The 18,820-nt window shown below is 45.6% G+C and carries 16 protein-coding genes; 15 read left to right on the top strand and 1 reads right to left on the bottom strand.

Translation table 11 applies throughout. The features are described 5' to 3' along the window. The first annotated feature begins 9 nt into the window (after positions 1–9). From V1L65_RS20380 to holA, 5 genes are all read left to right on the top strand, one after another. Entirely contained in the window at positions 10–540 is a 531-nt protein-coding gene (locus V1L65_RS20380) for a deoxycytidylate deaminase (protein WP_331701079.1), read from the top strand. 247 nt (positions 541–787) lie between these two features. Further along, positions 788–3,352, top strand: a complete 2,565-nt coding sequence (locus tag V1L65_RS20375) for a DNA internalization-related competence protein ComEC/Rec2 (protein WP_331701077.1) — start codon at positions 788–790, stop codon at positions 3,350–3,352. Between the two features lie 292 nt (positions 3,353–3,644). Next, entirely contained in the window at positions 3,645–4,193 is a 549-nt protein-coding gene (locus V1L65_RS20370; protein WP_331701076.1) for an RNA polymerase sigma factor, read from the top strand. Beyond that, a complete protein-coding gene (locus V1L65_RS20365) occupies positions 4,190–5,179 on the top strand; it encodes an anti-sigma factor (RefSeq protein WP_331701075.1) in 990 nt (329 codons plus the stop codon). Before V1L65_RS20370 ends, V1L65_RS20365 begins: the two co-directional genes overlap by 4 nt. 207 nt (positions 5,180–5,386) lie before the next feature. Continuing rightward, complete coding sequence (gene holA, locus V1L65_RS20360; protein ID WP_331701074.1) at positions 5,387–6,436, top strand: DNA polymerase III subunit delta; 1,050 nt, start codon at positions 5,387–5,389, stop codon at positions 6,434–6,436. Between the two features lie 69 nt (positions 6,437–6,505). Here the strand turns inward: holA and rpsT are convergent, their stop codons facing one another. Further along, positions 6,506–6,778, bottom strand: a complete 273-nt coding sequence (gene rpsT / locus V1L65_RS20355; RefSeq protein WP_331701073.1) for a 30S ribosomal protein S20 — start codon at positions 6,776–6,778, stop codon at positions 6,506–6,508. 168 nt (positions 6,779–6,946) lie between these two features. On the opposite strand from rpsT, the gene gpr reads away from it, so the two are divergent. The 10 genes from gpr to dnaJ all read left to right on the top strand — a co-directional run bounded on the left by gpr (position 6,947) and on the right by dnaJ (position 18,719). Beyond that, positions 6,947–7,957 (top strand): GPR endopeptidase, encoded by a 1,011-nt coding sequence (gene gpr, locus V1L65_RS20350; RefSeq protein WP_331701072.1) that lies wholly within the window; start codon positions 6,947–6,949, stop codon positions 7,955–7,957. A 290-nt stretch (positions 7,958–8,247) separates the two neighbouring features. Further along, entirely contained in the window at positions 8,248–9,465 is a 1,218-nt protein-coding gene (spoIIP, locus tag V1L65_RS20345) for a stage II sporulation protein P (RefSeq protein WP_331701071.1), read from the top strand. Between the two features lie 5 nt (positions 9,466–9,470). Then, on the top strand, positions 9,471–9,926 hold the full coding sequence (locus tag V1L65_RS20340) for a hypothetical protein (RefSeq protein ID WP_331701070.1): 456 nt from the start codon (positions 9,471–9,473) through the stop codon (positions 9,924–9,926). A gap of 75 nt (positions 9,927–10,001) precedes the next feature. Then, positions 10,002–11,816: a translation elongation factor 4 gene (lepA, locus tag V1L65_RS20335; protein WP_331701069.1), complete on the top strand. Its 1,815-nt coding sequence runs from the start codon at positions 10,002–10,004 to the stop codon at positions 11,814–11,816. Between the two features lie 139 nt (positions 11,817–11,955). Continuing rightward, a complete protein-coding gene (hemW, locus tag V1L65_RS20330) occupies positions 11,956–13,119 on the top strand; it encodes a radical SAM family heme chaperone HemW (protein WP_331701105.1) in 1,164 nt (387 codons plus the stop codon). Positions 13,120–13,223: 104 nt separating this feature from the next. After that, positions 13,224–13,694, top strand: a complete 471-nt coding sequence (locus V1L65_RS20325; RefSeq protein ID WP_331701068.1) for an N-acetyltransferase — start codon at positions 13,224–13,226, stop codon at positions 13,692–13,694. Positions 13,695–13,870: 176 nt separating this feature from the next. Continuing rightward, complete coding sequence (gene hrcA / locus V1L65_RS20320) at positions 13,871–14,899, top strand: heat-inducible transcriptional repressor HrcA (RefSeq protein WP_331701067.1); 1,029 nt, start codon at positions 13,871–13,873, stop codon at positions 14,897–14,899. Positions 14,900–14,917: 18 nt separating this feature from the next. After that, positions 14,918–15,508 carry a nucleotide exchange factor GrpE gene (grpE, locus tag V1L65_RS20315; protein ID WP_331701066.1) on the top strand — a complete coding sequence of 197 codons (591 nt, stop codon included), beginning with the start codon at positions 14,918–14,920 and terminating at the stop codon, positions 15,506–15,508. Positions 15,509–15,599: 91 nt separating this feature from the next. Further along, complete coding sequence (gene dnaK / locus V1L65_RS20310; RefSeq protein WP_331701065.1) at positions 15,600–17,432, top strand: molecular chaperone DnaK; 1,833 nt, start codon at positions 15,600–15,602, stop codon at positions 17,430–17,432. A gap of 159 nt (positions 17,433–17,591) precedes the next feature. Continuing rightward, positions 17,592–18,719 (top strand): molecular chaperone DnaJ, encoded by a 1,128-nt coding sequence (gene dnaJ, locus V1L65_RS20305; RefSeq protein WP_331701064.1) that lies wholly within the window; start codon positions 17,592–17,594, stop codon positions 18,717–18,719. Positions 18,720–18,820: the final 101 nt, after the last annotated feature.

The raw sequence follows: 18,820 nt of genomic DNA, 5'->3' as shown, positions 1-18,820 counted from the left end.
GCAGCGGCTATGCCAATAGTAGCAAATGATTCTGCTCGTAAGGATTGGGACACGTACTTCATGGATATCGCCTATATGGTTTCCACTCGTTCGCGCTGCCCTCGCCGACATGTCGGCGCTGTGCTGGTTCAGGGCAAGAAGCTGCTTGGCACCGCTTATAACGGAGCTCCGATGGGGGTGCAGGATTGCTTAGAGGCAGGCTGCATGATCGCTGAGGAGATGGAAATCCAGGTTGAAGACGGTGTTGAAAAAGTAGTGAAAAAACAGCGCTGCATTCGCACTATTCATGCTGAGCAAAACTTGCTGCTTTTTACGGATCGGACCGACCGCGAAGGCTCTGTCGTATATGTGACGGATCAGCCATGCTGGACCTGTGCTAATATGCTGGCTAACAGCGGCATTGTAGAAATTGTTTTTCATCGCAGCTATATGAAGGACAGTGAAAAGGTGTTCGAGCTGATGCGCCAGCAAAACATCGTTATTCGCCAGCTCGAGCAATACGAGCCGCCTGCGCAGACCGTATCTGCAATAATTACATAAAGCAAGCAAATGCTTATGCCGAGGAAAAACCTCTGATTGCGTCATTCGATGCAATCAGAGGTTTTTTGTTCAAATATAGGAAAGTAAATGTTTTCACCTTATACTTGTTCCTATATTTCACCGAGAAACGGCACCTCCTTAGCCAAGGACGCGCAGCGTTTTTTCTTGACCGCTAAATGCGCGTCCTTCGTTCAAGCGAAGGACGGCGGGGCGTTTATCCTTGTTTCTATTAGAAAGGCTGGGTGAAATGAAGCAAAGAAGCAAAAGACCGATTATTTGGATTGCAATCTGTTTTGCCGGCGGCAATGCAGCAGCGGCTAATTTGGATATGCGGGGCTTGATTTATTGTGCGGCTGCGTTGATGCTGTTTTTTATCGCTTGGATATATTGGAGGCACTGTACTGCTTCATTAGCTGTCGCTTGCCTCATGCTTTTTTTGCTCGCGGCAGGACAAAGATACTGGATCGATTATAACAATTCTACTGTATTGGCTGAACAATATGCAGCTTTGGAACAGTCGGATGAAATTCAAACTGTCCCAATTCAGCTCAAAGGCGTCGTTACAGCTGCCGCTTTGGCTGATGGCGATCGTATTGCATTGCAGGTGGATAGCCATTGGATCAAAGCAGATACAGAGAGCGGCGGCTTTGCCAAGGAAGAAAAAGAACGTTTTATGGTTCATATCAAGCTGAAGCAAGAGGAGGAGCAGCAGTACGCCAGTCAATTGCAGCGCGGCGTTATTGTAGAGCTGGCAGGCCAGCTGTCGCTGCCGCAAACAGCTGGCAATAGGGGAGGATTTGATTATAAAAGCTATTTGAAAGGGAAAAGAATACATTGGCTGCTAAAAATGGATGGAATTGAACAGATCAATATTATAGCTAGGCCGCAAACCTTACAATTCAAGCTGTTGCATATCGTCGATCAAACGCGCGCTAAGCTCGGCACTCAAATGGACAAGCTGTTTAACGGCGAGCAGGCAGGCTATATGAAAGGGTTAGTGCTAGGGATTCGCGAGGATCTGGATCCGGCGCAATTCAAGCAGTTCTCGGCTTTAGGTTTAACTCATATACTGGCTATTTCAGGCCTGCATGTTGCCGTATTCATGTATATGGTCTCTACTGCTTTAAAGCTGCTTAGATGGACAAGAGAGAAAATTATTGTTGCGCTGATGCTGCTGCTCCCTGTTTATATATTGCTCTCTGGCGCTTCCCCCTCCGTCATTCGTGCCGGATTAATGGCGCTGCTCGGTTTGGCAGCCGCCCGTATGGGGAAGCTTAAGGACGGGCTTCATCTGATCGCAGCAGCTGCTCTCCTCATGCTTGCCCATGACCCTTATTATATAAATGATGTAAGCTTTCAGCTTTCGTTTATCGTTACAATTGGATTGATTATTGGCGTTCCGGCATTGCGCGCAGTGCTGCCGGATTGGAAAAAAGGGAAAATGCTGCTTGATTTATTTTCGGTAACTTTAGTAGCGCAGCTAATCTCTTTTCCTCTGACTATTTATTATTTCAACCAGTTTAATGTGTTATCGATTGCCGCTAATTTTATATTCGTTCCTTTTATCAGTTCTATTATATTGCCGCTTGGCACCATTTCACTTATATGCTCCTATATCTATTTGCCTCTGGGAAGCTTGATCTCCTCGCTAGCTTCTTATGGAAACGATTGGAGCTTTTTTGCTATTCAGTATTTAGCCTCATCCTTAAATCTTTCTTTAATATGGCCATCGCCGCCAGTTTGGTGGATAGTCTGCTGGTATGGCTTATGCTTAGTATTATTCAGGAGCTTCATTCATTTTGCAGGCTTGAAAAGATCGCGCAGACGCGGCTCAAGTGCTGTGCCGATACTGCGTACGAAGAAATATGTTATCCAATTGACGGCCGCTTCTATTTTATTAGTTTTTTCACTATGGGCTGCTTATACGATGCCGCGTTGGGAAAAGTCGGCTGTAATCAGTTTTCTGGATGTAGGGCAAGGCGATGCTATTTTAATAAAAACACCGGCAGGCAGGCATATTCTTCTGGACGGCGGCGGATTAATATCATTTCGCAAGGAAGGAGAGCGGTGGAAGGACCGCAAAGAGCCTTTTGAGATTGGTGAAAAGGTTGTACTGCCGCTGCTTATGAAGCGAGGCGTTCAAAAGCTGGATGCTGTAATTATATCCCATTTGGACAGCGATCATATACGAGGTCTTCAGGCAGTGCTTGAGCATATACCTGTATCAGAGATTTGGTGGAACCAAACGTTAAAAGAGTCGGGTGATGCGATGCAGCTTATGCAGCAGGCTGTCAATAAGCAGATTCCGCTTTATGCAGCCGCAGCCGGTATAAGCTATGAATTGGAAAAAGATGTTGCGATTACGTTCTTATGGCCGGATGAGCGCTCTGCCTCACAGCATCAAATCGCGCTTGTCGCTGATCAGAATGAGCTTAGCGTCGTGCTGCTGCTGCAAATATATGACTTTCAATTTTTGTTAACGGGTGATATCAATTCAGCTACAGAAAAAATAATATTGACTCGGATGGAGGAAGGAAAAGGTCAAATGCTTGGAACGAATTATGCGAAGCCGCGTATTGATGTAATGAAGATTGCGCATCATGGCAGCAAATATTCAACAAGCTCTGAATGGCTCGATTACTGGAAGCCGATATCTGCAGTTGTGTCGGTCAGCGCAACAAACAGCTACGGACATCCGCACCCGGATGTATTGGAGCGGCTGCAGCAGGGGCGAATTGCGCTTTGGAGGACGGATAAAGATGGAGAAATTATGCTAAAAGCAACAAGGCGGCAATTGTTCATTCTGAATTGACATGCGCTCTATATACGAGAAGCATTAATTTTGTTATTCTTGAGTATGTAACTAATCAGTAATTGTATGCATGAAATTGATTTTATTTTAGCTTTTCCTGCAATCTTAAGAGATAATTAAACTTTACCGTTTACAATAATATGTGATGGAATCCGTTTCATAATGTCGTTTATTGCCATAAGCGAATTATGAAATCGATTCGATGCTAAAAAAAATAAAGTATATTTTTAAAATGTTGCAACCTTTCATAATTCAATTCCGTCAAAGAGGTTGCAGGAGGGGAGGATCCTTAGTGGTGGAGCCGGATCTTATTAAAGCAGCTCAGTCTGGCGACAGAGACGCTTTGATAACTCTATTGCGAGAGATTGAAACGCATGTATATCGGACAGCCTATTATATATTAAATAATGAACAGGATGCTCTGGATGCAGCGCAAGAAGCGCTTATTCGAATCTATACAAAGATAGAGTCTTATGAGGAGAAAGCGCAATTTAAAACTTGGGTACAAAGAATTGTAACCAATATTTGCATTGATAAATTTCGTAGAACAAAACCAACTGTCTCCATTGATGAGCATGATCTTGTCTTTCATGAAAAACAAAATGTTGAAGAAACGGTAATGTCGGCATATGCAGTTCAGGACATTCGAGATGCTATCAATCAGCTGCCTGAGCATCATCGCACCGTAGTTGTGCTGCGCTATTTGCAGGATTTTTCGTACAAGGAAATAGCTGATTCGCTTGATTTGCCGCTAAATACTGTGAAATCCTACTTATTTCGAGCCAGGCAGCAGCTGCAAGGCTTACTTCACGAATATGAGAGAGGTGGTGTCCGGGGATGAATTGTCATGAGGTGATGGAATTGATGCAGCGACAACTGGATGAAGAGCTTAGCGAAGCCGAACGTGAACTATGGACTGCACATTCTAGACAGTGTCCGGACTGCACAGAGAAGCTTGAATTGCTCAAGCTTGTCTCTTTAGAACTAACCAGCTTGCCTAAAGTAACACCGCGTTACAGCCTGGTAGATGCGATCATGCCAGAGCTTGATCGATTGGATAGCTTGAAGCAGCAAGAGTCCGTACCGCCAATAAGCGACAAGAACGAAGTAGTACCGATTAAACCGAAACGCAGCAAGTTTTCATGGAAAGCTTTTAGCGGAGTTGTTGCGGCAGCCGCTGTATGCGGCATATTTATTGCGACATATCCGTCCGGAGGCCATTTGAATAAAGAAAATTCGATGCCGATTGCTGCTAATTTGGCAAATACGGCGCAATCTGAGCAACCTCTAGCTGCGCCATTTACTGCGTCCAATTCGCCAGGGGAATCCAAAGCCGGCAAAGTGGGCACGGAATCGTATTTGGGAGAGTTTGATATTAGCAAAGAGGATTTATTCGTCAAAACCAAAGAAGATATAGGCAAGGAAGAAGCTGGTGAACAAAGTAGCTCTGCTGATTCTTCAAAGCGATTCGTCAACGAAAATGGGACAGGGGCGCCAGCGGTAGAGGGTGCTAATGAACCGGAAGAAGAATCTTTAATAACCGGACTGGGCATGCAGCAGCATGTAGATGATTTACCAGGCAATGAAAGCTCCTTGTCGCCCAATGAACAATTTATTGCTTCTGTTCTTAATTACAGTGTAGTGGTGGAGACGGCAAACAAAGAATATGTTATTATGCAAACAGACCGCAAAAATGGAAAGCTAATGAATTTTGTCTGGTCTGAGGACAGCAAGTCTCTTACCTACGAAGTGCATTTGGAGCAGGGCGCGATTATTAAGTACGTCATCGATCTTGATCAGCTTGAAGAACGTCGGGCCAAATCTTAGCATAAATAGTGTGCACATCGAGACATTTGGCGCGTATAATAAGGATATAGGAAGTGTCATCGACGTTGCAAGACGTCTATGACCATTCTCAAGGACGGTACCATGGGCCGTAATTGAGATGTTTATATAGAGACGAAGGGATGCGGCTTCATACAGCTCATCCCTTTGTTGGTGTTCAGATTGGTTTTGTCAAGGGGGCATGCAGGAATGGATATAAGCGGTGCAATTAAGGAAATTAAGGCAGGAAAATATAGGCCGATTTATGTTCTGGTAGGTCAAGATCGCTATCGAATGGCTCAGTTTGTTGATTACATATCGAACGCTATGTTTCAAACAGAGGAGCGTGAAATGGGCATTGTCAAATTTGATACAGCGGAAACCCCACTTGAGGACATCGTGCTTGAAGCGGAGTCACTGCCGTTTTTATTAGAGCGCAAACTGATTGTCGTGCGTGACGCTGTTGTTTTGACTGGAGGCAGCGGCAAGGAAGGAAGTAAAATTGAGCATCGCCCGGATAGCATGCTGCGATATTTGGAGCAGCCGCTTGAAAGCTCGGTTATTGTATTTGTCGTGCAAGCAGAAAAGCTTGATGAACGGCGTAAGCTGGTGAAGCTATTGAAGGAACGTCAATCCGTTATTCCTTTTTATGAGCTCGACGGCGCACAAATGAAGCAATGGATTATAAAAAGAGCGCAGGAGCAAGGAAGAAGCATGACGGAGCAGGCAGCTGAGCTGCTGCAAGCTCGAGTAGGAAATAATATGCAGCAATTGTCACAGGAAGTGGACAAGCTATGTCTGCATGCAGGCTCTGAGGGGGCCATTGATGAAGAAACGGTCGGTATGCTGACAAGTGTCACGATTGAGGAGGATGTATTTGCACTCGTTGATGCAATTGCAGAGCTGCGCATCGAAAATGCGCTGCGGCTTTATCGCAATTTATTGGTTAGACGTGAGGAGCCGATCAAAATTGTCGCTTTAATCGTCAGGCAAATTCGAATGATGCTGCAAATCAAAGAGCTGGAAAAGCATCATTATTCGCCGCAGCAAATGGCTGGACAGATCGGGCAGCACCCTTACGCTGTCAAGCTGGCATCTGAGAAAGGCCGGAAATTTACGATCGACCGGCTTGCAGGCATCCTTGCTTCGCTAGCCGAACTGGACTATAAAATGAAAACAGGCTTGATTGATAAAGCGCTTGGAGTAGAGCTGTTTTTGCTATCCCTGCATACCGAGCAGGAAGCTGGCAGCAAAGCTTAATATGATTCTGCATCCAATCAAATTTACCTAAAACGGCTGCACCAAAAGGTGCAGCCGTTAGTTTGTTTATTAAGCTTGAGAAGCTAGAGCGTTTAGTTTCTTAGCTAGACGCGATTTTTTGCGGGAAGCCGCATTTTTATGAATCAAGCCTTTAGTTACTGCTTTATCCAATTTTTTCGTTGCTGTAACTAGAGCTGCTTTAGCAGCTTCTACATCAGTGCCAACGAGTGCTTGGTCAGCAACTTTAACGGCCGAACGAAGTGCAGATTTTTGTGAAGCATTCAAAGCACGACGCTTTTCATTAGTTTTAACACGTTTAATAGCGGATTTAATGTTTGGCATGGAATTCACCTCCTAAACTGTTCAAAGAAGTGCACGTAGTTTTTCTGTATACTACACAACTTAAAATATACTATCATGCGCTAGGCTAAAATGCAATAGCATCTGCCTTGCATGAAATCGAATCGCTTGCAAATAATACCTTTAGAACTAAGAAAGGGGATTGTATTTATGAACGATGAACTCGATTTGAAAAAATATAGTGTGCGAACGGATTTGGCGCTGGAGGCAAGGGAAATAGCAGAAGGCGCAGCGGCAGGAGCGGGAATTCCCGGCGTTGCATCTGAAACAATAGAAGATGAGGGGATAATGATTACGCATCTCGAGGTTCAGAATGAACAAGGGGCGAGCGCCATTGGCAAAATGGTTGGACGCTACATTACAATAGAGGTGCCCGGCTTGCGTGGCCATGATTCTGATTTGCAAGATAGAGTAGCCACTCAATTCGCCAAAAATTTTGCAGAGTTTTTGGAACGTCTGCAAATCGGAAAAATGTCAAGAGTGTTGATTGTGGGGTTGGGCAATTGGAATGTAACACCGGATGCGCTTGGTCCGCTCGTCGTTGAGAATGTAATGGTTACACGCCATTTATTTGAATTGATGCCTGATCAAATCTCACCGGGCTACCGTTCAGTAAGTGCGATAGCCCCCGGCGTACTCGGTACAACCGGCATAGAATCAAGTGAAATTGTACAAGGTATTGTAGACCGGTCCAAGCCTGATGTCATTATAGCGATAGATGCACTTGCCTCCAGAGCGCTGGAAAGGGTCAATACCACCATTCAAATAGCTGACATTGGCGTTCATCCCGGCTCAGGCATCGGCAATAAGCGAAAGGGGCTGACGAAGGAAATTTTGGGCGTTCCTGTTATTGCGATTGGCGTGCCGACCGTCGTATATGCTTCCACAATTGTCAATAACACATTTGATATGCTGCGCAATCATTTGGATGGCAATAACGGAGATTCCAATCATATTCTCGGCGTCTTAAATCAAATTCCCGAGCATGAGCGTCTGCAGCTTGTAAAAGAAGTGTTAAATCCGCTTGGCCATGATTTGCTTGTTACGCCGAAGGAAGTCGACCAGTTTATCGAGGATATAGCTAATATTATTGCGAGCGGGCTTAATGCAGCATTGCATGAAGCGATCGATAATGATAATGTGGCCGCTTATACACATTAAATAGTATTTAAAATGCCTTGAGCGCCGCTCAAGGCATTTTTTTGAAATAAAAGAAAGTATAAGTTTTCAACCTTATATCTGTTCTTATATTTCATCCGTAAACGCGCCTGTCCAAAGGACAGCGGAGCCGTTTATCCTTGAACATTGGAGAGTGTAAGTTTCACCTTCAAATCTATCAATCTGACAAATGATATAAATAGAAATAGTTCTTTCTCTCAATCGGTTCTATGAAATGCTGCTAGTACATAAATTAATAGTAATTTGATTACATACTAGCGGAGGTAAACGATATGTTGAAAACGATAAGGCTGAGCCACTGGGAAAAAACTAGCTTGAGGACAAGAAGGCTACTGACGAGCGCCAGAGCGTTTTCGATGCTATCGATATGCAGTATGCTGTTCTTTATTTTAATAGGAATCGCTGGGGTCGCTCATCAGCATTATGCTAAATCGCCCATATATTCGATGCGGCAGCTTGCAGCTACAGTATCGGGCGGTATATTTGGGGATATGCTAGAGATGGAAGTGCCGGGCTTTCATAGCAGCCTTGAATCCGAGACATTAAACAGCAAGCAAATCAGCTTGTTTTTAATGCGCGCGCTTACTGATATTAACCTTGAAGATCCGCGCAGTGTACTGGCCAGTGAATTGCCGGGCATGCGGGACAATGAGTATTTTTTGATGCGCAAAGGCTCGGGCACAGATGCTTCGATCGGTCCGCAGGATTATACGCCAATCGCTTACGATCCTTCTATTCCTTTGGAAGAGGAAACAGGCAAAGGAGAAGATGTTTCCAGTTCAAAGGATAACAGCGGCGAGGCAGGGGCGGGGAAGGAAGAGCAGGGCGGCAAAACGGCGACAACGAATGGAGCCAAAAAAGTTTTTATCTATCATTCGCATAATCGCGAATCATGGTATCCGGAGCTGGATGAGAAAGTGAAGGATCCTAACTCGAAAACGAAAAATATTACGCTTGTCGGCAAACGGCTGGCAGAACAGCTAGAGGAAAAGGGTATCGGCGCAATGCACTCTAATATGGATTATCCGACAGCTATTAAAGACTATCGTTGGGAGCTATCCTACAAATATTCTATGAAGACAGTAAAGGAAGCTATAGCAAGCAGCAAGGAGCTCGTTTACTTTTTTGATATTCATCGTGATTCACAAAAAAGAAAATATACAACGGTTGATATTGATGGCAAAAGCTACGCGCAGGTTTATTTTATCATTGGTCATAAAAATCCTAACTGGAAGAAAAACGAAGCCTTTGCTACGCAAATTCATGAAGCGCTTGAAAAGAAATACCCGGGCATCTCAAGAGGCATTTGGGGCAAAACAGCCGCTAACGGAAATGCGGAATATAATCAGTCTCTGGCGGATGGGAATGTGCTTGTTGAAATTGGCGGAGTGGAAAATACGCTGGAGGAATCATACAGAACGGCAGATGCGCTTGCTGAAGTAATCTCCAATATTTATTGGGCGGATGAGAAGGTATCTGGAAAGGAATGATCACAATGAGAAAAAAAGCGTGGAAGTGGGCGCTGTTAGGCGGTGCGCTGACCTTTATTATATTGTACGGCATTGAAATGTCGACCGCAGGAATTGAACGGATTCATGGGCCGCTGCAATCACAGCTGAGTCAAAATGAGCTGAAGCCTCCAGCCTCTGCCGAGCCGGGCTCAAATGTACGTGACGGGGAGCAGGAAATGGAGCAATGGCTGCCGAAAACGGCAACCGAGCGTAAAATCGCCCAGCTGGAAAAAGAGCTCGAGGAAATACGAAAGCTTGCTTCGTTGGAGAAAAAGTATGAAGAGCAGTATAACGAGCTATGGAGCGATCTGCCCGGCGGCGGCAATGGCAGCAGCTCAGCAGTCAATAAATTTGCAGATTCTGCCTCGGGCATGCTGGAGTCGGCGTCGAGCGGCGGCATTAAATTTGTAGTTTCAATGTTTGAAGGATTGTTTAAGTAAACTCCATTGCTGATCGTCGATCTTATTGTTATACTGTTAGAATGATTAGAATTATTGGTAGTGTGGAGGTTTGGCATGATCGACGTTCGTGACCGACAAAAGAAAATTAGAAATTTTTCCATTATTGCGCATATCGACCACGGTAAATCCACGCTTGCGGATCGGATTCTTGAATTTACTGGCGCTTTGTCATCAAGGGAGATGCAAGCGCAAGTACTTGACCAGATGGATTTGGAAAGAGAACGGGGAATTACGATTAAGCTGCATGCTGTGCGGTTAACTTATCGCGCTGATGATGGCGAGCAATATATTCTTAATTTAATCGATACGCCGGGCCATGTCGACTTTACATATGAAGTATCGCGAAGCATGGCAGCTTGCGAGGGTGCTTTGCTGGTAGTCGATGCTGCGCAGGGCATTGAAGCACAGACGCTGGCAAATGTGTATCTGGCACTTGATAACAATTTAGAAATATTGCCTGTATTGAATAAAATCGATTTGCCTAGCGCTGAACCGGATCGTGTAAAGCAGGAAATCGAAGATATTATCGGGCTGGATGCAAGCGATGCCGTTCACGCATCCGCGAAGGCCGGAATAGGGATTAAAGAAATTATTGAGCAGGTCGTGACTAAAGTTCCGCCGCCTGAAGGCGATCCGGATGCGCCCCTTAAAGCTCTTATTTTTGACTCTCACTATGACCCATACAAAGGCGTCATAGTGTATGTGCGTGTCGTTGACGGCAGTATCCGTCCGGGCAGCAAAATTCGCTTTATGGCCACTGGCGCGGAGTTCGAGGTGCTGGAGGTCGGCGCATTTATGCCGCGCATGGCTATCATAGATGAGCTTGTCGTAGGTGATGTAGGCTTCGTTGTCGCGGGTATTAAAAATGTAAAGGATACGCGTGTCGGGGATACAATTACTGAAGTTAAGCGTCCTGCTGCCGAGCAATTACCAGGCTATAGACGCATTAATCCAATGGTATTCTGCGGCCTGTATCCGATCGATACGCAGGATTACAATGATTTGCGCGAAGCGCTTGAGAAGCTGGAATTGAACGATGCATCTCTAAGCTATGAGCCCGAGTCGTCTACAGCGCTCGGCTTCGGTTTCCGGTGCGGCTTCCTGGGCTTGCTTCATATGGAGATTATTAAAGAGCGCATCGAAAGAGAATTCAATATTCCATTGATTACTACTGCGCCAAGTGTTATTTATAAGGTTGCGCTTACTAGCGGCGAGGTTATCCATATAGACAACCCATCTAATTATCCTGAATCGGGCAAGCTTGATTATGTGGAGGAGCCGTATGTAAAGGCAAGCATTATTGTGCCGAATGATTTTGTAGGCGCCATTATGGAGCTTTGCCAAAACAAACGCGGAGAGTTTTCCAATATGGAATATTTGGATACTAATCGCGTTACCGTCCATTATGAGCTGCCATTGTCCGAGATTGTATATGATTTCTTTGATATGCTTAAATCAAGCACGAAGGGCTATGCTTCCTTTGATTATGAGCTGTCGGGCTACCGCCGTTCCAATCTGGTCAAAATGGACATTAATTTAAATAACGAAGCAGTTGACGCTTTGTCTGTTATCGTACACCGTGATCGTGCCTATCAACGCGGCCGTCAAATTTGCGAAAAGCTGCGTGAGCTTATTCCTCGCCAAATGTTTGAGGTGCCGATTCAAGCAGCAATCGGCCATAAGGTTATAGCTAGAGAAACAGTCAAAGCGATGCGCAAAAACGTTCTTGCCAAGTGCTACGGCGGTGATATCAGCCGTAAGAGAAAGCTTCTGGAGAAGCAGAAGGAAGGCAAGAAACGAATGAAGCAGGTCGGCAACGTAGAGGTGCCGCAAGAGGCATTTATGGCTGTTCTAAAAATCGACGAATAGCTTCAAGCATAAATAGCACAAGTTACGAACGACGATAAGAGAGAGCGCCGCTCTCTCTTATTTTTCTTGAATTGCTGCCTGCCGGCTCGGCCTGCAGCAAGATTATTTAAAATGACAAGGAGGGATAAGGTTGAATACAATGCTTCATAAGGCACCAAGAGCGCTTTATATTCATATCCCTTTCTGCACGAATAAATGCCATTACTGTGATTTTACCTCCTATGTGCTTAGAGGCCAGCCGGTCGATCACTATTTGGACGCGCTCGAGCAGGAAATGATTCAAACTGCTAAAATGCAGCCGCCGACTGAAATCGATACTGTGTTCGTCGGCGGCGGCACGCCGACCGTACTTACGCCGCCTCAGATGGAACGATTTCTTAAAGCGGTGAATACACATTTTCCGTTAGCCAAAAATGTGGAGTTTACGATGGAGGCAAACCCCGGCACAACTGATTTGGATAAGCTTGCCGTTATGTATCATGGAGGCGTTAACCGGATCAGCTTCGGCGTTCAATCCTTTGACAACGGCTTGCTCGAGCGGATTGGCCGAATTCATAACGTAGACGACGTTTATAACAGCATTGCAAACGCACGCCAAGTGGGCTTCAGCAATTTATCGATTGATCTTATGTTCGGATTGCCCGGCCAGACGCTGGAGCAGCTTTCAGACAGTGTTGAAAAAGCGCTGCAGCTGCAATTGCCGCATTATTCGCTCTACAGCTTGAAGGTGGAGGAAAACACGCTGTTCCACCATCTGTATGCTCGTAATGAGCTGCCTCTTCCATCAGAGGAGGAGGAGCTGAATATGTTTCTCTTGCTGATGGAGCGCTTAAAGGCTAATGGCTACAGCCATTACGAAATAAGCAATTTTGCTAAGCCGGGCTACGAAGGAAAGCATAATTCCACCTACTGGCGCAACGAGCCTTACTATGGGCTTGGTGCTGGCGCGCATGGTTATTCGCAGAGAATAAGGCATGTCAATATTAAAGGCGTGCAGCCTTATATTGATGCAGCTAATGCTGGACTGCCTAGATTAGAGCAGCTTGAAGTGTCGGAAGAGGAAGCGATGGAGGATTTTATGATGGTTGGCTTAAGGCTGCTCTGCGGTGTCAAAATATCTGACTTCGCTAAACAGTTCCCTTCCTTCACACTGGAAGAAAAGTTTGCTGAGCCGCTGGCGAATCTGTTGGACGCACAGCTGATTGAGAAGCTGGAGCGGCAGAATGATGTTATTTACCGCTTAACGAATCGCGGTGTTCTGCTTGGCAACGAAGTGTTCGGCGCTTTTTTGCTTAATAATTAGCAGATCAAAAACTTCGATGAGACAGGACAAATAGTTATTGAGAAATAATTCGTGTTGTTGTATATTTATTCATAATATAAAAACCGAGTGGAGGTGAGGCAGCGATGCAAACCGAGGATGTAATTTGCCGTCAAGCTACGCTGGACGATGTTGAGGCATTATATCTATTAATACAGGATTATGCAGATCAAGGCATTATGCTGCCGCGAACGCGTGAAGCGCTCGCTGCATCTATTGATTCGTTCGTAGTTGCAGAGCTAAACCATAAGGTTGTCGGCTGCGGCTCGCTGACATTGCTAGGTCAGGATTTGGTAGAAATCAGATCGCTTGGCATGAGCGAGGAGTATAAAGGATTGGGCATAGGCAGTAAATTGGTCGATCAGCTGATCGCGCAAGCGAAGGAGCGTAAAATAAGCAAAATTATGGCGCTGACGTACGCTGTTCCCTTTTTTGAGCGGAATGGCTTTACCGTTGTCGATAAAGAAATATTTCCTGAGAAGGTATGGACGGACTGTGTCGTTTGTCCGAAGCGCTTTGCCTGTGATGAGATCGCTGTTATGAAAAAGCTCTTTTAATAATCCTTTCATCTAAACATGTTATCAATGCCAAATTGGTCCAAAAAATACCGAACTGACTTGACAACGGTTAAGTTGGTTTGGTATTTTTGTATTAGTGATTAGCACTCGACTGAATTGAGTGCTAACGATAGAAAAAGTAAGATCGGCCACATCATGAATTGGAGGGATGAAATATGCTGACTGAGCGGCAACGCATGATATTGAATGCTATTGTCGATGACTATATTCGTACGGCAGAGCCTGTCGGATCAAGAAGTATTTCCAAGCGCGGAGATATCGGTTTCAGCCCTGCAACAATTCGCAATGAGATGGCAGATTTGGAGGAGCTTGGCTTTTTGGAGCAGCCTCATACCTCTGCCGGTCGCGTGCCGTCTACTAAAGGCTATCGGTATTATGTTGATCATTTAATACACATTAATGAAATTGGGGAAAAGGATCTGGCTTTGATGCGTACGCTCGTGACGGATCAAAAGCTTCAAATCGAGCAGGTTATTCAGCATGCCGCCATGATATTGTCTAACTTGACGAATTACACGTCCATTTTGCTTGGACCGGAGACGATAAGCACGTCACTCAAGCATTTTGGCATCGTGCCGCTGGACGCATCCTCTGCTGTTGCTATTATCGTAACCAATACAGGCCATGTAGAGAATCGTACGATTACGCTTCCTGCCGGTTTGTCGATGAGCGATATGGAAAAGGTAGTCAATATATTGAATACCAAGCTGGTCGGCGTTCCGATCATTAAGCTGAAATCAAGGCTGTACAGTGAGGTAGGGCGTGAGCTTGAGCGGTATACGGATCATTATGAGCAGCTGCTGATCGTGCTTGAGCAGGCATTGGCCAGCGAGGAGGATGAGAATCGGATTTTCCTTAGCGGAACGACGAATATGCTTACCCAGCCAGAGTTCAAAGACGTGGATAAGGTTAAGACAATACTTGATTTGCTCGATGAAACACCGACTATTTTAAAGATGTTCACAGATTTGCCTGCAGGCATTCAGGTTCGAATCGGCTCTGAAAACGACCATAAGGCAATTACCGACTGCAGCTTGATAACGGCAACTTATGCTATAGATGGTCAAGCGTTAGGGACAATTGGCATTTTAGGTCCTACTCGAATGGAATATGGCAAGGTAATTGGTTTAATTGACTTTTTATCGAAAGATATGGCGATTCGTCTAGGACGTTGGTATAAGTAAAGTAAATAAGGAGGTGACATGGTGAGTACAGAGGAACAACGCGTAGAGGATACAGAAATTAATGCAGATCATCAGGAAGCAGAAGCTCCGGAGCAAAATGCTGCAGGAGCTGACGAAGCAAGAGACGCTGCAGAGAACACTCAAACGGCTCAAGAAGAAGATGCTCGCTATACAGAACTGAAAAATCAGGTGGAAGAGCAGCAGCAGCGTTTTTTACGCGCGCAGGCTGATTTTGATAATTTCAGACGCCGCACGATGAAGGAAAAGGAAGAGCTTGGACAATATGCTTCGATGAAGCTTATTGAGCAGCTGCTTCCCGTTGTTGACAATTTTGAGCGTGCGATCGCTGCAACAGGAGCAAATAAAGATTTTGATTCGCTTGCTAAGGGTGTAGAGATGATTTTCAAACAGCTTGCTCAAGTATTGGAGCAGGAAGGCCTTAAGCCTATGACTACAGTCGGCGAAGTGTTCAATCCAGATTTCCATCAAGCGATTATGCAGGTGGAATCAGATGAATATGAAGAGGGAATTGTAGTGGAAGAGGTTCAGAAGGGCTATCTGATGAAGGAAAAAGTATTGCGCCCGGCTATGGTGAAAGTAAGCGGCTGATCAATGCCCGGCAATGATAAGCATGCTTGTTATAGAAAACGGACGGCAACGTCGTTATATTGCAATTGATTATTGAGGAGGCACTTTGATTATGAGTAAAGTAATTGGTATTGACCTTGGTACAACTAACTCCTGCGTATCCGTAATGGAAGGCGGCGAAGCTGTCGTTATTCCAAATCCGGAAGGCAACCGCACTACTCCTTCTGTAGTAGGCTTTAAAAAGGACGGCGAGCGTGTCGTTGGCGAAACAGCAAAACGCCAGGCCATCACTAATCCGGACCGTACGATCAGCTCGATAAAAAGACATATCGGTACAAACCATAAAGAAAAAGTAGATGACAAAGAGTATACGCCGCAAGAAATTTCGGCTATTATTCTTCAAAAGCTGAAGTCTGATGCAGAAGCTTATCTTGGCCAGCCGGTAACGCAAGCAGTTATTACGGTTCCTGCATACTTCAACGACAGCCAGCGTCAAGCGACTAAGGATGCTGGTAAAATTGCCGGCTTGGAAGTTTTGCGTATCGTTAATGAGCCGACTGCAGCAGCTCTAGCTTACGGTTTGGAAAAAACAGAAGATCAAACGATCCTTGTATACGACCTCGGCGGCGGTACATTCGACGTTTCTATTCTTGAGCTTGGCGACGGCTTCTTTGAAGTTAAAGCTACAAGCGGCGATAACAAACTGGGCGGAGACGATTTCGACCAAGTTATTATTGATTACCTTGTTGAGCAGTTCAAGAAGGAGCAAGGTATAGATCTTTCTAAGGACAAGGCTGCAGTACAGCGTCTTAAGGATGCTGCTGAGAAAGCGAAGAAAGAGTTGTCCGGCGTGCTTACCACATCTATTTCCTTGCCGTTTATTACGATGGTAGACGGAGTTCCACAGCATTTGGAGATGAGTCTGTCCCGCGCTAAATTCGAAGAGCTTGCTGCTCCGCTTGTTGAGCGTACGCTTGGCCCGGTTCGTCAAGCGCTAAGCGATGCTGGCTTGTCTGCTAATGAAATTCATAAAATTGTTCTTGTCGGCGGCTCGACTCGTGTTCCTGCTGTACAAGAAGCGGTTAAGAAGCTAACCGGCAAAGAGCCTCATAAAGGTGTGAACCCGGATGAAGTAGTTGCTTTGGGAGCTGCTGTTCAGGCAGGTATTTTAAGCGGCGATGTGAAGGACGTTGTATTGCTTGACGTTACCCCGCTTTCACTTGGTATTGAAACAGCTGGCGGCGTGTTTACTAAGATGATTGAGCGCAACACAACTATTCCTACAAGCAAATCACAAGTTTTCTCCACTTATGCAGACAATCAGCCGGGTGTAGAAATTCATGTTCTTCAGGGCGAGCGCTCTATGGCAGCAGGCAACAAAACGCTTGGCCGCTTTACGCTAAGCGATATTCCTCCTGCACCGCGCGGTGTGCCGCAGATCGAAGTAACCTTCGACATTGATGCCAACGGTATCGTAAACGTATCTGCACTGGATAAAGGAACAGGCAAGAGCCAAAACATTACAATCACTTCTTCCAGCGGTCTGAGCGATGAAGAAATCGACAAAATGATGAAGGATGCCGAGCTGCATGCTGAAGAGGACCGCAAGCGCCGTGATTTGGTAGAAGCAAAAAATAACGGGGACCAATTGGTATATACGGTTGAAAAAACAATTAAAGACCTTGGCGACAAAGTCGATGCTTCTGAGATTGACAAAGCGAACGCTGCGAAGGATAAACTGGTAGCTGCTCTAGCTACCGATGATATTGAGCAAATTAATGCTGCAACAACTGAGCTGACTGAAATTGTTCAACAGCTGTCTGTTAAGCTGTATGAGCAAGCACAAGGCGCGCCTGGAGCTGACGCTGGTGCTGAGCAGTCTGGTGCTAAAGGCAAAGATAATGTTGTAGATGCAGATTATGAGGTTGTTGACGACAACAAGTAAGAGCGAATTTAGCGGTTGTGAGGTCAAAGACAGGGGCTTCCTGACTTTGGCCTCCTTTTCATGGAAATAGCATTAAATAATTTTCTTACTATTTTTTCGTAATGCAAGCAAGTAATTATAAGCTTATGTTATCATATGATATTGCGGAGGTGAGATCAGGTGGCAAATAAACGAGATTATTACGAGGTGCTTGGCATAAGCAAAGATGCCTCAGCTGATGATATAAAGAAATCTTATCGCAGGCTTGCCCGGCAATATCATCCTGACGTCAATAAAGCAGCGGATGCTGAAGAGAAATTTAAAGAAGTAAAAGAAGCTTATGACGTGCTAAGCGATGACGGCAAGCGCTCCACCTATGATCGCTATGGGCATGTTGACCCGAATCAAGGGATGGGCGGCGCCGGCGGAGCAGATTTTGGCGGCTTTGGCGACATATTTGATATGTTCTTTGGCGGCGGTGGCGGCAGAAGAGATCCTAATGCGCCGCAACGCGGCAATGACTTGCAGTATACGATGACGATTGATTTCAAGGAAGCGGTATTTGGCAAGGAAACAGAAATTACAATTCCTCGTACGGAATCGTGTGAACCATGCCGAGGTACAGGCGCCAAGCCTGGGACGCATCCTGAAACCTGTTCGGTGTGCCGCGGAAGCGGACAGCAGGAGGTTGTATCCAATACGCCGTTCGGCCGAATGGTTAACCGCAGAGCGTGCTCAAACTGCAGCGGTACAGGCAAGGTAATTAAAGAAAAATGTGGAACTTGCCATGGCGCAGGCCAGGTGAAGAAGCAGCGTAAAATTAAAGTTAATATTCCGGCTGGTGTGGATGAAGGCGCACAAATTCGCATTAGCGGCGAAGGTGAAGGCGGCCTGAGAGGCGGTCCGGCTGGGGATTTGTATATTGTGCTGCGAGTAAAGCCGCATGAATTTTTCGATCGCGAGGGCGACGATATATATTGCGAGGTGCCGCTAACCTTTGTGCAGGCGGCGCTGGGTGATGAAATAGAAATCCCTACATTGACGGAAAAGGTAAAGCTCAAAATTCCGGCCGGTACACAAACCGGAACGTACTTCCGATTGAAAGGAAAGGGCGTGCCCAAATTGCGAGGCTATGGCCAGGGCGATCAGCATGTCAAGGTAACGTTAGTGACTCCTACTAAACTTACAGAAGAACAGAAGGATTTGCTGCGTCAATTCGGCGGTATTGCCGGCGAAACAAATGTTGAGCAAGGCGAGCATCATGAGTCGATTTTTGAACGGATGAAAAAAGCGTTTCGCGGCGATTAAGCATGCCATTAAGCGATAGGCGAACTGCTAGTGACAGTATCATATGTCGACTTAATAAGCCTGGCTTATGCATAGAAATATGCATAGGTTAGGCTTTTATT

This window comes from Paenibacillus sp. IITD108 (assembly GCF_036541265.1).
Classification (GTDB): Bacteria; Bacillota; Bacilli; order Paenibacillales; family Paenibacillaceae; genus Pristimantibacillus.
This window is presented reverse-complemented; position numbering and strand designations above follow the sequence as displayed.

Bases quoted from the DNA above. Each gene is read 5' to 3' on its own strand.
- V1L65_RS20380 (WP_331701079.1), top strand. From the start codon at position 10: ATGCCAATAGTAGCAAATGATTCTGCTCGTAAGGATTGGGACACGTAC.
- V1L65_RS20375 (WP_331701077.1), top strand. From the start codon at position 788: ATGAAGCAAAGAAGCAAAAGACCGATTATTTGGATTGCAATCTGTTTT.
- V1L65_RS20365 (WP_331701075.1), top strand. From the start codon at position 4,190: ATGAATTGTCATGAGGTGATGGAATTGATGCAGCGACAACTGGATGAA.
- holA (WP_331701074.1), top strand. From the start codon at position 5,387: ATGGATATAAGCGGTGCAATTAAGGAAATTAAGGCAGGAAAATATAGG.
- rpsT (WP_331701073.1), bottom strand. From the start codon at position 6,778: ATGCCAAACATTAAATCCGCTATTAAACGTGTTAAAACTAATGAAAAG.
- gpr (WP_331701072.1), top strand. From the start codon at position 6,947: ATGAACGATGAACTCGATTTGAAAAAATATAGTGTGCGAACGGATTTG.
- spoIIP (WP_331701071.1), top strand. From the start codon at position 8,248: ATGTTGAAAACGATAAGGCTGAGCCACTGGGAAAAAACTAGCTTGAGG.
- V1L65_RS20340 (WP_331701070.1), top strand. From the start codon at position 9,471: ATGAGAAAAAAAGCGTGGAAGTGGGCGCTGTTAGGCGGTGCGCTGACC.
- lepA (WP_331701069.1), top strand. From the start codon at position 10,002: ATGATCGACGTTCGTGACCGACAAAAGAAAATTAGAAATTTTTCCATT.
- hemW (WP_331701105.1), top strand. From the start codon at position 11,956: ATGCTTCATAAGGCACCAAGAGCGCTTTATATTCATATCCCTTTCTGC.
- V1L65_RS20325 (WP_331701068.1), top strand. From the start codon at position 13,224: ATGCAAACCGAGGATGTAATTTGCCGTCAAGCTACGCTGGACGATGTT.
- hrcA (WP_331701067.1), top strand. From the start codon at position 13,871: ATGCTGACTGAGCGGCAACGCATGATATTGAATGCTATTGTCGATGAC.
- grpE (WP_331701066.1), top strand. From the start codon at position 14,918: ATGGTGAGTACAGAGGAACAACGCGTAGAGGATACAGAAATTAATGCA.
- dnaK (WP_331701065.1), top strand. From the start codon at position 15,600: ATGAGTAAAGTAATTGGTATTGACCTTGGTACAACTAACTCCTGCGTA.